Raw genomic sequence first — 13,272 nt, 5'->3', positions numbered from 1 at the left:
CCATAACCACTGTAACTATCCCCATTACCATAGCTATAGGTGAAGTTATATTTCTGATTAGCCAGAATATCAGCTTCAGCGGAGTTGCTGAAGTAGGGGTCGAAACTATAGCCGTTTGCATCATAGGCATAACCGTATTCAGAGCCTAAACCAGAGTAACCCGCTCCGATATTAAGATAGCCTGCTGCACCAAAACCAGTATCACCATCGGTGTAGCTGGTGACATAGACGTGGCCGTTATAGAAACTATCTAAAGTAGTGGAAGCAATGGAGTCAATGGTATACTGTCCTGTATAGCCTGTTTCGTTAGCAATGCCACCAATGGTTTGACCTGCTGTATAAGTACCCTCCACAGCATAAACATAACCCGTATAACTATCCCCATTACCGTAGTTATAGGTAAAGTTATATTGGTTGTAAACTGAACCTATGAGAATTGGTTGGGATGTTTCCACATCCAGAGAGTAGTAGGGATTGTCATCCGCTAAAGCAGCGCTATCTACTGTGGTTGTGAAATAGTAAGTCCCGGTGGAATTTTCTGTTTGGAAGCGCAGAAGAGCAAAGCGTTCTAACTGATTCACTCCTATAGCTTGACCCAGTTCAAAAGCGGGGAGAGAACCGCCACTGAGGTTGTTAATCAAACCACTGCTATTGTCTACAGTTCCATCCTGTAATAGGGGGAAATTGGCGGTGATAATGTTGGTGGGGTCAAAGGGCGTATCAATAGATTCCAGAATCAGCCCATCCCAAGCTAAGTTAAGTCCTAAACCGTTAACCCCAGCCGCATTTCCACGCAGGTCTGCTACCTGTATTTCTACAAAGAAGGAACGATTTAGTCCTACTTGGTCATTACTGATTATTTCACCAGCTATTCCATTGTTATCTGCCAGCAGATTCAGTCGCACTTGCAGGACGGCAGGCAAATCTGCTTCGTAATAGCTGTTGAACCCAGTGTCTCCTGAATAGTTGGCATTGTAGGCAGAGCCATATTCAGAGCCTAAACCAGAGTAGCCCCACGAGCTAATACTATTTGTTGTACCATAACCAGTATCCCCATCGGTGTAGCTGGTGACATAGACGTAGTTGTTGTTGCCAGTGCCAGCATTGTCAACAGAATTAATGGTGTAATAGCCTGGATTGCCTGTTTCATTGGTGTAACCATCCAATACTTGACCAACCGTATAGGTTCCCTGTGCAGCATAGCCATAACCAGAATAGCTATCTCCATTACCATAGGTATAGGTAAAGGTGTATTGTTGGTTGATTAGGTCGGCTTCATTGGAGTTACTGAAATAGTCACCGCCCCCAGCAGAATTGTAGGCATAGCCAGATTCAGAGCCTAAACCAGAGTAGCCATTACCGTAAGCATAGTTAGCAGAACCATAACCAGTATCCCCATCGGTGTAGCTAGTCACATAGACGTAGTTGTTGTTGACAATATCAGTCTTGTCAACAGAATTAATGGTGTAATAGCCGGGGTTGCCTGTTTCATTGGTGTAACCATCCAATACTTGATCAACCGTATAGGTTCCCTGTGCAGCATAGCCGTAACCAGAATAGCTATCTCCATTACCATAGGTATAGGTAAAGGTATATTGTTGGTTGATTAGGTCGGCTTCATTGGAGTTACTGAAATAGTCACCGCCCCCAGCAGAATTGTAGGCATAGCCAGATTCAGAGCCTAAACCAGCTATGCCCCACGAGCTAATACTATTTGTTGTACCATAACCAGTATCCCCATCGGTGTAGCTGGTGACATAGCCGTAGTTGCTGTTGACAGGACTGGTATTGTCAACAGAATCAATGGTGTAATAGCCGGGGTTGCCTGTTTCATTGGTGTAACCATCCAATACTTGACCAACCGTATAGGTTCCCTGTGCAGCATAGCCATAACCAGAATAGCTATCTCCATTACCATAGGTATAGGTGAAAGTGTATTGTTGGTGGAGTAGGTCGGCTTCATTGGAGTTACTGAAATAGTCACCGCCCCCAGCAGAATTGTAGGCATAGCCATATTCAGAGCCTAAACCAGAGTAGCCCTCCGAGCTAATACTATTTGTTGTACCATAACCAGTATCCCCATCGGTGTAGCTGGTGACATAGACGTAGTTGCTGTTGCCAGTGCCAGCATTGTCAACAGAATCAATGGTGTAATAGCCGGGGTTGCCTGTTTCATTGGTGTAACCATCCAATACTTGACCAACCGTATAGGTTCCCTGTGCAGCATAGCCATAACCAGAATAGCTATCTCCATTACCATAGGTATAGGTGAAATTGTATTGCTGGTAAGTAGGCTGGACTTGAATGGAAACCTGGGCTATGCTGGTATTGCCTTGACTATCAGCTAGGGTATATTCAAATTGATCAACCCCAGAGAACCCTGTTGGCGGCGTATAAACTAACTGGTCATCGGCTAGGTTGTCTGGCGTTCCGTTGTCTGAAAGTGTGACAGACCCGCCGTTATCACTTACTTGTTGGAAATTAGAAATGCTCGGCGTTTCACCACTAGGAACAATATCGTTACCCAAGACATTAATCGTTATTGGTGTTTCTTGATATGTATTGGCAGCATCATTAACAGACACCAAAGGCGTAGAAATAAAACCGCCATTCTTAATGAATACCGCAGAGTCATAAACACTGTCACTATTATCAGCGATCGCTAACTTAAAATGATAGGTTTGACCTGGTGTTACACTTGCAACCGCTGTTAAAGGCGTAGTTGACCCATCGAATCCTATATTAAAGGGCGTATTCCCAAAACCATAGTCACTTGGGTCGTTGTTGCGGTAATACCCAGAATTGCTTCCCAGATTAACGTTATTGACGGCGATCGGGGTGTTTGTACCGGGGATAACCGCAATATTTTGCTTATTACCCTGAGAATCGGTTATAAAGAAGCCAAAAACATCGTTGAAACTAGAGTTGACATATTCGTTATACTCTTCAGAGGCAAACACATACTGGAAACTGATAAAACTCTCCGTCGGAGTAAAGTCAAATTCCAAAACCGCCGCATCTCTAGTTGCGCTAGGAGAAACCAACCCATTTAAATCAGTATCCCCATCAGTAGCGAATGCAGTGCCAGTGGAGTCGCTATTATTGGGACCATAAATATTGGCGACGTCACCAGTGCTGAGGATGATTCCTGAATCAATACCAATTCCCAGAGAGGGATCATTAAAGATGCCTGCGGCGCGGCTATCTCCAGTATATTCAGCATTCGTAACCTCAACACCTGAGCCAATAAGACTCGAAACCAAGTTATCCGTGTTTGGTGCTGTCATAAATATGACCCTGTATATAGTTGCTTTTTTGAGTATATACTATAAATGACTAAGTTCCGTACTGACTATTACTGACTTTGTACTGACTTTGATTGCACATATATTAAGTTTTTTAACAATACGCGAAAGTCCCCAGCCTCAATGTAATTTTATGCTGGGGATGAGTAGCGGGCGGTCTCTACAATCTTTTTCACCCCACCCTAACCCTCCCCTTGCAAAGGGGAGGGAACTGGATTTTCTTGTTTCCCCCCTTCGTAAGGATTAAGGGGGGTAATTTGACTTGTGTGTACACGATAATTGCAAAAGGGAGGGGATTAGATTCCGGTTTCCCCCCTTCACAACAGAAAACTTCGGAAAAATAAAAGAGGCGATCGCTCAACACCAGCCAAAATATCCTAAAATTAAATACAGTAACGGGAATTTAGACTAAAAGAAATTAAAAATTAAAGTCATAAATTACCTAAAATAGGCGGGTTTAAGCGTAAAAATGAACCATCATCTGTACGCTTTCATCATGGGAATAACCACTTAACAGAAATCAATGCCAAGATCACTATGCCTTCGTTATGACTGTATTGACAAGGTTAGGGTGGCTGTTACACGCAGTGGATATGCTAACCAAAGAGCCTTAGCTGATGATACCGGATTATCCTTAGCTACAGTTAGTAATTTCTTAACTGGTAAACCTGTTAACTATAGAACCGTTGAAGAACTATGTCGCAAATTAAATCTAGATTGGCAAGAAATTACCACTAGCAGCGATGAAGTAATATCTACCCCCCCCCCGCAATCCGGACAAATACGCAAAAAAAAAACAATTTCAATAAATTCCAAGACTGGGGAACAGCAATTGATATTTCACCATTTTACGGACGTAGGGAAGAACTGATACAGTTAGAATCATGGATTATCCAAGATAGCTGTCGGTTGGTAGGATTGTTCGGTATCAGTGGAATTGGTAAAACAGCTTTAGCTACTCAACTAGCAAAACAGATTGGGGGTGAGTTTGATTGCGTTTTTTGGCGTTCAGTGCCTACTGTTCCATCTTTTGAGAGTATGATCACTGACTTGCTATCTTTTGTCTCTAATCACAAAGAAAGCAAATCCGACATTAATCGAGTTATCCATTATTTGCGTACTCGTCGTTGTCTGATTATCTTGGATAATCTTGACCCGGCTTTAGATATTAATTATATAAAATATACTCAACTAACCCAAATAATTGCGGAAACACACCATCAAAGCTGTCTCATTTTCACAAGTCAATCCAAACCTGCTGAAGTTAGTTTTATGGAGAAGTGGACATTATCAGTACGTTCTTTGGGATTATTGGGTTCATCAGAAATAGCTTTTTCCCTAATCCAATCAAAACAATTATTGGGAACTGATGAACAAAAATATGAACTATGCTATCTCTATAGAAATAATCCCCTAAAAATTAAAATTGTTGTTAGTACCATCATTGACTTATTTGATGGTGACATTGGTAAGTTTCTAGAAGAAAAAAGTACCCGTTAGACTCTCAAATAGATTATTCCGCCTATGCGCCTGAGTTCACTTGATGTGTTTCGTGGTATCACCATTGCAGCGATGATTCTCGCTAATATGGCCGGAGTTGCAGATGATGTTTATCGTCCCCTCAGTCATGCCAAATGGCACGGTTGTACACCTACTGATTTAATATTTCCCTGCTTTTTATTCATTGTCGGTGTAGCAATGACCTTTTCTTTAGCAAAATATACCGCCCAGAACAAACCTACCAAAGCAGTTTACTTACGCATCCTGCGCCGGACTGCGATTCTATTTATATTGGGTTTAGTATTAAATGGTTTTTGGAATCAAGGTGTTTGGACTTTTGATTTAAGTAGTATCCGCTTAATGGGGATATTACAACGGATTGCTTTAACTTATCTTTTTGCATCTTTAATAGTTTTAAAATTACCTCGCAAAAGTCAATGGTTAGTAGCAGGAGGATTACTCCTTGCCTATTGGTTAACAATGATGTATGTTCCTGTTCCTGATTATGGTGCGGGAGTGCTGACGCGAGAAGGTAATTTTGGTGCATTTATTGATAGATTAATTATTCCCAAAGCACATTTGTATAAAGGTGATGGGTTTAATTTTATGGGAGACCCAGAAGGACTCTTTAGCACTATTCCGGCAATAGTTAGCGTTTTAGCTGGTTATTTTACGGGGCAATGGATTAAAGATAAAAAACAGGCTACTTCACAAACTAGCATGGATTTAGTATTGTTTGGTTTGTGTTGTTTGGTAATTGCAATTATTTGGGATGTGTCATTTCCGATTAATAAGAAAATTTGGACGAGTTCCTATGTTTTATTTACCACTGGTTGGGCGTTAATGTTATTAGCAGCTTGTTATGAGTTGATAGAGGTGAGGCTAATTAAACGCTGGAGTAAGCCTTTTGAGATCATGGGATTAAATGCGATCGCTCTTTTTGTGGCTTCTGTATTTCTAATTAAAATCATAGCCAAAACTCAACTGGGTACAGGTGAAACTGCCGTTAGCGTATATGATTGGATTTATCACAATATCTTTGCATCTTGGTCAGGAAATTTCAACGGCTCATTTTTGTTTGCATTTGTTACCTTGTTATTTTGGTATGGTGTGGCTGTCTTAATGTATCAGAAACGCTGGTTTATTAAAGTGTAAATAAAACTTTGCTGGGACAGGCATATTAACCAAAGATCAGATCCCCGACTTCTTTAAGAAGTCGGGGATCTGATTTCAAATTAAGCTAAGTAGGTGAACACAATAAAACCAAACTATGTAAAGAAACGTAAAATCGCTGAAAACTTCTTTACTCTTGCCTCTTGCCTCTTGCCTCTTGCCTTGCTATAACGATAATTTTCAACGCCAACCTACTTAAATTAGATTAACAAAATAACCATCAAGGAGAAATAAACTATGTCAGCGAGAAAACCTAGCATTTTGGTAACGGGAGGAGCAGGATATATTGGTTCTCATACAGTGTTAGCACTCAAGCAAGCTGGTTATGAGGTAGTCATCCTGGATAATTTGGTGTATGGACATCGGGATTTGGTAGAAGAGGTTTTAGAGGTAGAATTGATAGAAGGGGATACGAGCGATCGCACTTTATTAGATAATCTTTTTCAGAGTCGCCATTTTGCCGCAGTTATGCACTTTTCCGCCTATGCTTATGTAGGTGAATCTGTCACTGACCCAGCTAAATATTACCGGAATAATGTTTTAGGAACGTTGACATTATTAGAGTCAATGTTAGCAGCTTCAATTCATAAATTCGTCTTTTCTTCCACCTGTGCTACCTATGGTGTACCGAATTTTATTCCGATTACGGAAGATCATCCCCAAAATCCCATTAATCCCTATGGGGCAACTAAATTAATGGTAGAAAGGATATTAACTGATTTTGATGTGGCATACAATTTTAAATCAGTACGTTTCCGCTATTTTAATGCTGCCGGTGCTAACCCTGAAGGATTATTAGGAGAAGATCACCATCCCGAAACCCATTTAATCCCTTTAGTGTTACAAACAGCATTAGGTCAACGGGAAGCTATTAGCATTTTTGGGACTGATTATCCTACTCCTGATGGTACTTGCATCCGCGATTATATTCATGTCAATGATTTAGCCGATGCCCATATTTTAGGACTAGAATATTTATTAAATGGTGGTGAAAGCGAAGTTTTTAACTTAGGTAATGGTAACGGTTTTTCAGTTAGAGAAGTGATTGCTGCGGCGGAAGATGTCACAGGTATGGTAATATCAGTCAAAGAATGCGATCGCCGTCCTGGAGATCCTCCAGCCCTAATTGGTACAAGCGAAAAAGCTCAGAAAATCTTAAATTGGCAACCTCAATATCCAGGTATTAAAGATATCGTCTCTCACGCTTGGCAATGGCATCAACAAAGGCATAAATAAAAACCCGGCGTTGGTGAATTGAGGTATGAAAGTCGAAAATTCCATCTCTCAAACTCTTACTCTCTGCGCCTGGAGCGTCTCTGCGTGAAATAAAATCATACTTTTACTCAGCAACGCCTTTGAACTCTCTCAACTTGTCGAGGAACTCCCGCCTCTCTAAATAATATTTATGACAACCAACCCGCCAATTCTCACTTATACTCTGGAAGAAATATTATCTCGTTTGGATCAAAAGATAGAGAAGCAATTTACCGAAGTCAACCAAAAAATGGAGAAGCAATTTACCGAAGTCAATCAAAAAATGGATCGGCAATTTGCTGAAGTCAATCAAAAGTTTACCGAAGTCAATCAAAAGTTTACCGAAGTCAATCAAAAACTAGAAACTATTGATAGTAGACTAAATAAACTGGAAATTGGACAGGCAGAATTATCAGGGGAAATTAAAACCCTAGATGGAAAACTATCAGGGGAAATTAAAACCCTAGAGGAAAAACTATCAGGGGAAATTAAAACCTTAGAAGAAAAAGTTATTGGTATTGATAAAAGACTAGATAACCAAGAATTTATTAATCGTGGAGTTCTAGTAGCAGTGATTATAGCCTTAATTAGTGGAGTAGTTAAACTATTCGGTTTCTTTCCCACTGGTAAAATCTGAAAACCCTGATTGTTAGTAAAATGACAGGTGCTGCTGTTATTGTCTATAAAACAACTATCACCAAAATATATGACAACCAACCCACCAATTCTCACTTATACCCTCGAAGAAATATTATCTCGTCTGGATCAAAAGATAGAGAAGCAATTTACCGAAGTCAACCAAAAAATGGATCGGCAATTTGCTGAAGTCAATCAAAAACTAGAAACTATTGATAGTAGACTAAATAAACTGGAAATTGGACAGGCAGAACTATCTGGGGAAATTAAAATCTTAGATGAAAAACTATCAGGGGAAATTAAAAGCCTAGATGAAAAACTATCAGGGGAAATTAAAACCTTAGAAGAAAAAGTTATTGGTATTGATAAAAGACTAGATAACCAAGAATTTATTAATCGTGGAGTTCTAGTAGCAGTAATTATTGCCTTAATTAGTGGAGTAGTCAAACTATTCGGTTTCTTCCCCACTGGTAAAATTTGAAAACCTTAATTGATGCTATATAGGATCTTATTAATGTTTAACAACTTACGTGGCTTGTCCATACAATCCCATTCCCTATCCCCCACCCACCAGAAGGTTCATAAGAATACCCACAACATGAGCATATTAGCATTGCTTTCACCACCTATCAAACCTTACCAACTGGGGAATATTTTACAACAGATGGGATAGTTTTCAAAAGCGATCGCCTGTTTCCAAAATGCCCTCAAACTACAACCCAATTTTATAGATGCACTGCATAACTTAGGTTGTCTCTTGTTGCTCCAACCAGAACTTACCCAAGCTCAGAGGTGCTTCCAGCAAATTCTGATATTCCAACCTGACCACATCAAAGCCCACATTAACCTTGGCTTTTTTATTCCCGGTTTGTCTCTGCGTTTGCGTTATGACGGAATTTCTATGACATCAGATACAACTTCTTATCGACTTGAAATTGGTTCAGTAGTTAATTTCAGTCCTAATTTAAGATTTGGAGACTCTCAATCTGAACATTTACGCAGTGAGGGTGGTATATTTATTCAACCTTTTTTAGATAAGAATAATAATGGTATTAGAGATAATAATGAAGAGATTTATACTCAAGATATGGAACTACTATTAATCCTAAATAATAAAAAATTTAATCCTAGTTTGGCAACTATTACAAAACAAGGTGTTTTATTTAAAGTTTCTCCGGGTATTTACCGTCTTGATTTAGATCCTGCTGGATATCCTCTAGACTGGAAACCTGTTCAAAATGCTTATGCTGTGGAAATAGTTGCAGGTAGTTATACAACTATTTCAGTTCCTTTCGTTGCTTCTTATACTATAGCAGGAACTTAGAGGTTGTTTGAAAAGTCATGATTACTGTATCAAATGTTTTACCCCTCCCTAACCCTCCCCTTATAAAGGGGAGGGAACTGGATTTTTATTGTTTTCCCCTTTTACAAGGGGAAAGAGGAGTCAAAGCCTCTCCCCTGGTAGGGGAGAGGTTTGGAGAGAGGTTTCATATTTAATTGTGCCAAAAAAACAAGATCCCCGACTTCTTTAAGAAGTCGGGGATCTATTTCTGGAAATAGTAAGTTTGCACAAGTTGTAAATTTAACCAGCTAACTGTCCTGATGTGACACATTTGAGACTGAAATAGCAAGTAACTATAGCATTTCTCCATTTACAGTAGTCGGCTTTGACTTCTTTTCGCTGCTATAGCAACTATGAGGCTAGAAACTGATGAAAAAAGTTAATATCTACCGCTTTTGCAATTACGCTTTAATGAGTTTAATTTCTTGCAGTCTAGTCTTGAATCAAATTGCTCCAGCTTCACCTCAAACAGTTTCTCTAACTAACACCACATTTGCACCTGCTACTAACTTAATTTGGCCTACTCAGGGTGTGCTTTCTCAAGGTTTCCGTAAATATCAACATGAGGGAATTGATATTGCGGGTGCAAAAGGGACTCCGATTTTGGCTGCTGCGGCTGGTACAGTTGTCAAAGCTGGTTGGGATGATTGGGGATTAGGTAATTTTATCGAAATTAAACATCTTAATGGCAATGTGACGGTTTACGGACATAATAGCCGCTTATTGGTCAGTAAAGGTCAACAGGTCAAACAAGGTCAAATTATTGCCGAAATGGGTTCAACAGGCAATAGCACCGCCCCTCATTTGCATTTTGAATTTTATGCAGATGGTCGTTTAGCTAGTAATCCTCTCAGTTTATTACCGTCCGTCACGATCGCAAAAACACCAGTAAATCAACCAGTTACCCGAACTCCACAACCAGTTTCACCTATAAGTAATCATGCTGATTGTCATGGGACTACAATTATGAATGGGGAGACGGCAACAGTTAGTATAAAAGTTTGCGAAGAAAATGGTCAGTTATTTTATTTAGGGAAATTGAAACAGGAACCCAGTCAAGTTTTAAAAATTCGGGCTTGGAAAGTTGATAATAACAAATATCAGGCAGAAAATGGTACTTTTTCCTACTTAATCAGCCCCGGGAAAATAGAAATTTGGCGCAATGGTAGTCCAATTCGTGCGGATAGTTTTCTCACTTCTCGTGGTTTAGGGAAATAAAAATACTAACCTCTTTATGTAATTGATGATTTCATTACAAATACCTGATGTGACAGTTCAGATGGCGGAATATAGTAGCCAACATATTGTGCTAAAGAAGTATAAAATCAATAAAGATTAAAACTAGACAAAAGTATCGTAAAAGTTCACATAAAGGAGCAGGTGATTATGGAATATTTGGCTTATTCATATATGTATATAGAATATGAACAACCAAATGAAAATTTTGCATTAAATTTTCCCAAATCGTCATTTAATTGGCGGAAAATTTTTAAATCTTCGGCATGGTTAACTTTGGCTGGTGTGACTATATTACTAGCTACAGTGACTCAAATGCAGTTTGCTTCCGCAGAATATGTCAGCACGAATGGAAATTGTCTTTATATTCGTACCGGACCTAGCACTGCAAATTCATCTGTAGCTTGTGTCCGCAATGGTTCATATATTGGTGAAACAGGCAGTGTCAGAAATGGATTTGCGAGAATTTCTTCGGGACGTTACCGAGGATACTATGCTGCTGAAAGATGGATTGGTAATACTCCTGGCTATTCTCACCGCAGATATCGTTCTGGATACGGTGTTGGGGGTAGGGTGACGGTAGGATATGGCTCAAGAGGTGAACGAGTTAGAGAAATTCAAAGAGCTTTAGGGATTAGAGTTGATGGTGTTTACGGCTCACGCACCATTAACGCAATTCGTCACTTCCAAAGACGTAACGGACTGCGTGTAGATGGCGTTGTTGGTTATCAAACTCGGAGAGCTTTAGGTATTTAGAGAACTCCACAAACAAATGATCCAATTTTGTGGGATGGGCATCCTTGCCCGTCCTTGATGATTAGCGGGCAATTCGTCCCGCACCACAAGAAATTTTGGGATATTTTTTTGATTGGAAGTCTCTAATAAACCTGTGCTGCATGAGTTGTCATTGCGAGTGAAAGGAAGCAATCTCTTGACAACCGATAAACCACCTAACGCAAAAATCTCTCAAACCCTTATTCCTCTGTGTCCTCTGCGCCTCCGTGGTTCGTTAATCAGGATAATTTATTTCTTGGAAGTCTCTTAGAGGATGTTTGAAAAGTATCAGAATTAATTGAGATCCCCCCAACCCCCCTTACAAAGGGGGGCTAAATTCCTCAAAGTCCCCCTTTCCAAGGGGGATTTAGGGGGATCTGCGGGTGTCAGATCCCACACGAAAAAGTTTTCAAACAACCTCTAAGGAATATGAATTAAATAAAGTGTAAAAGTAGGGTGTATTAGCGACAGCGTAACGCACCATTTCAGGTTAAGTCAGAATTGCAGGTTATTAAATTTGCGTTCCTTAGCAGTATTACACCTTATTTAATCCACGATCCTTACTAAATTATTGGTCTGACGCACCCTACAAGAGATAAAATCTACATTACATATTTAGAAAACTTTGTCAATGCGTAAGCTAGGATCATCTTTTTTGTGGAGTTCTCTTAGCCATGTTTAAGAGGTTGCTTGAAAAGTATTAGATGAAACCGATAATCTCCAGAAACGTAACCCCCCTGCCTCTCTTCTCCCCCTGCTTGCCTTCACCCGTCATTTTCGGGTTGACAGACTACTAGTTCACCGCAAGGGATGAGGGGCTATAATGTACCTTTATATACCTGCAACCTGCTGTAACTAAAGTTGTTTTCCTGTTGCCCGTTGCTGGTAATTTTTAACAATTTCTAGGATGCGTTCTGCTGCATGGCCATCGCCAAAGGGATTAATGGCGGTGGCTATTTTCGTGTAAGCGTCGGGGTTGCTGAGTAGTTCACTAGCGGCTGTGACAATATTTGCGGTTTGTGTACCTACGAGTTTGGCTGTCCCGGCGGTAACGGCTTCTGGTCTTTCTGTGGTATCTCTGAGAACTAAGACTGGTTTACCCAGACTGGGGGCTTCTTCTTGTAAGCCACCGGAATCGGTTAAGATTAAATGCGATCGCTCAATAGCTCCCACTAATTCAGCATAATCCAAGGGTTCTGTTAGGAAAATGCGGGGATGACTCCCTAACAACTGTTGCAATGGTTCTCTAACTGTGGGATTTTTATGTAATGGCAGTAATAAGGCTGTATCAGGAAATTGCTCTAAAATTTGTAAAAAACTTTGAGCGATATCTTGCAGTGGTTCTCCCCAATTTTCCCGTCTATGAACTGTTGCCAATATTGTCCTATATTTATGCCAATCTAACCCAGGTATATTGCAAACTGGTTTTTTTGCAGCCACATTTAACAAGGCATCAATTACAGTATTTCCTGTTAAGTGAATTTCTCCTAATACCCCAGAATTTTGTAAGTTTTCTACAGCTAAAGTAGTCGGCGCAAAATGTAATTGTGTCAGTTGGGAAATCAACCTTCTATTAGCTTCTTCGGGAAAAGGATTAAATAAATCATCAGTCCTTAAACCCGCTTCCACATGACCCACAGGGATTTTTTGATAAAAAGCTGCCAAGGTCGCCGCAAAGGCTGTTGTTGTATCTCCTTGGACAATTACAAAATCTAATTTTTGAGCTTGAAATAATGCTTCTAAACCCTGTAAACTTCGACAAGTAATATCATTAAGAGATTGTTGTCGCTGCATAATCTCTAAATTCCAATCAGCTTTGAGTTTGAACAATTGCATTACTTGTTCAACCATTTCTCGATGTTGTCCTGTGAGAATTACCTGCAATTCAAAATCTGGAGAATTTTGAAAAACTTGAATTACTGGTGCTAGTTTAATAGCTTCGGGACGAGTTCCTAAAATAATGCCAATGCGGTGTTGATTAGTCATTAGTCAAATAATTAGAATTTACTTTTAATTTTCCTAGACGGTAATTAATTTTTTACCTAATTATAC

Annotated in this window: 11 protein-coding genes; 9 read left to right on the top strand and 2 right to left on the bottom strand. The window is 39.8% G+C overall.

Features of this window, described 5'->3' with window-relative positions:
* The coding region (locus AN486_RS16755) for a choice-of-anchor L domain-containing protein (protein ID WP_290601674.1) at positions 1-3,287 on the bottom strand (3,287 nt) is incomplete at its 3' end.
* 541 nt (positions 3,288-3,828) lie between these two features.
* Here AN486_RS16755 and AN486_RS16750 point away from each other — a divergent pair.
* The 9 genes from AN486_RS16750 (at position 3,829) to AN486_RS16710 (ending at position 11,202) form a co-directional block, all read left to right on the top strand.
* Positions 3,829-4,176 (top strand): helix-turn-helix transcriptional regulator, encoded by a 348-nt coding sequence (locus AN486_RS16750; protein ID WP_168651048.1) that lies wholly within the window; start codon positions 3,829-3,831, stop codon positions 4,174-4,176.
* Positions 4,059-4,805: an NB-ARC domain-containing protein gene (locus AN486_RS16745; RefSeq protein ID WP_367142449.1), complete on the top strand. Its 747-nt coding sequence runs from the start codon at positions 4,059-4,061 to the stop codon at positions 4,803-4,805. Before AN486_RS16750 ends, AN486_RS16745 begins: the two co-directional genes overlap by 118 nt.
* A gap of 24 nt (positions 4,806-4,829) precedes the next feature.
* The gene (locus AN486_RS16740) at positions 4,830-5,960 is read left to right on the top strand and encodes an acyltransferase family protein (protein ID WP_290601670.1); all 1,131 of its coding nucleotides are present in this window, start codon (positions 4,830-4,832) and stop codon (positions 5,958-5,960) included.
* Between the two features lie 255 nt (positions 5,961-6,215).
* Complete coding sequence (galE, locus tag AN486_RS16735; protein ID WP_193893452.1) at positions 6,216-7,214, top strand: UDP-glucose 4-epimerase GalE; 999 nt, start codon at positions 6,216-6,218, stop codon at positions 7,212-7,214.
* Positions 7,215-7,383: 169 nt separating this feature from the next.
* Complete coding sequence (locus AN486_RS16730) at positions 7,384-7,869, top strand: hypothetical protein (protein ID WP_053538076.1); 486 nt, start codon at positions 7,384-7,386, stop codon at positions 7,867-7,869.
* 69 nt (positions 7,870-7,938) lie between these two features.
* Positions 7,939-8,349: a DUF4164 domain-containing protein gene (locus AN486_RS16725; protein WP_081424138.1), complete on the top strand. Its 411-nt coding sequence runs from the start codon at positions 7,939-7,941 to the stop codon at positions 8,347-8,349.
* Positions 8,350-8,625: 276 nt separating this feature from the next.
* Positions 8,626-9,192 (top strand): hypothetical protein, encoded by a 567-nt coding sequence (locus tag AN486_RS16720; protein WP_053538075.1) that lies wholly within the window; start codon positions 8,626-8,628, stop codon positions 9,190-9,192.
* A gap of 387 nt (positions 9,193-9,579) precedes the next feature.
* The gene (locus AN486_RS16715) at positions 9,580-10,428 is read left to right on the top strand and encodes a M23 family metallopeptidase (RefSeq protein ID WP_053538074.1); all 849 of its coding nucleotides are present in this window, start codon (positions 9,580-9,582) and stop codon (positions 10,426-10,428) included.
* A gap of 168 nt (positions 10,429-10,596) precedes the next feature.
* Entirely contained in the window at positions 10,597-11,202 is a 606-nt protein-coding gene (locus AN486_RS16710; RefSeq protein ID WP_290601664.1) for a peptidoglycan-binding domain-containing protein, read from the top strand.
* An 873-nt stretch (positions 11,203-12,075) separates the two neighbouring features.
* On the opposite strand, the gene wecB is transcribed toward AN486_RS16710, so the two are convergent.
* A complete protein-coding gene (wecB, locus tag AN486_RS16705) occupies positions 12,076-13,206 on the bottom strand; it encodes a non-hydrolyzing UDP-N-acetylglucosamine 2-epimerase (protein ID WP_053538072.1) in 1,131 nt (376 codons plus the stop codon).
* Positions 13,207-13,272 lie beyond the last annotated feature (66 nt).

Origin of the sequence: Anabaena sp. AL93 (assembly GCF_001672085.1) — a bacterium.
In the GTDB taxonomy this organism is placed as follows: Bacteria; Cyanobacteriota; Cyanobacteriia; order Cyanobacteriales; family Nostocaceae; genus Dolichospermum; species Dolichospermum heterosporum.
The sequence above is the reverse complement of the archived record's forward strand: the minus strand, read 5'-3'. Positions and strand labels throughout refer to the sequence as shown.

Excerpts from the sequence above, each read along its gene's own strand:
- wecB (WP_053538072.1), bottom strand. The coding sequence starts at position 13,206 with ATGACTAATCAACACCGCATTGGCATTATTTTAGGAACTCGTCCCGAA.
- AN486_RS16750 (WP_168651048.1), top strand. The coding sequence starts at position 3,829 with ATGCCAAGATCACTATGCCTTCGTTATGACTGTATTGACAAGGTTAGG.
- galE (WP_193893452.1), top strand. The coding sequence starts at position 6,216 with ATGTCAGCGAGAAAACCTAGCATTTTGGTAACGGGAGGAGCAGGATAT.
- AN486_RS16715 (WP_053538074.1), top strand. The coding sequence starts at position 9,580 with ATGAAAAAAGTTAATATCTACCGCTTTTGCAATTACGCTTTAATGAGT.
- AN486_RS16730 (WP_053538076.1), top strand. The coding sequence starts at position 7,384 with ATGACAACCAACCCGCCAATTCTCACTTATACTCTGGAAGAAATATTA.
- AN486_RS16710 (WP_290601664.1), top strand. The coding sequence starts at position 10,597 with ATGGAATATTTGGCTTATTCATATATGTATATAGAATATGAACAACCA.
- AN486_RS16725 (WP_081424138.1), top strand. The coding sequence starts at position 7,939 with ATGACAACCAACCCACCAATTCTCACTTATACCCTCGAAGAAATATTA.
- AN486_RS16740 (WP_290601670.1), top strand. The coding sequence starts at position 4,830 with ATGCGCCTGAGTTCACTTGATGTGTTTCGTGGTATCACCATTGCAGCG.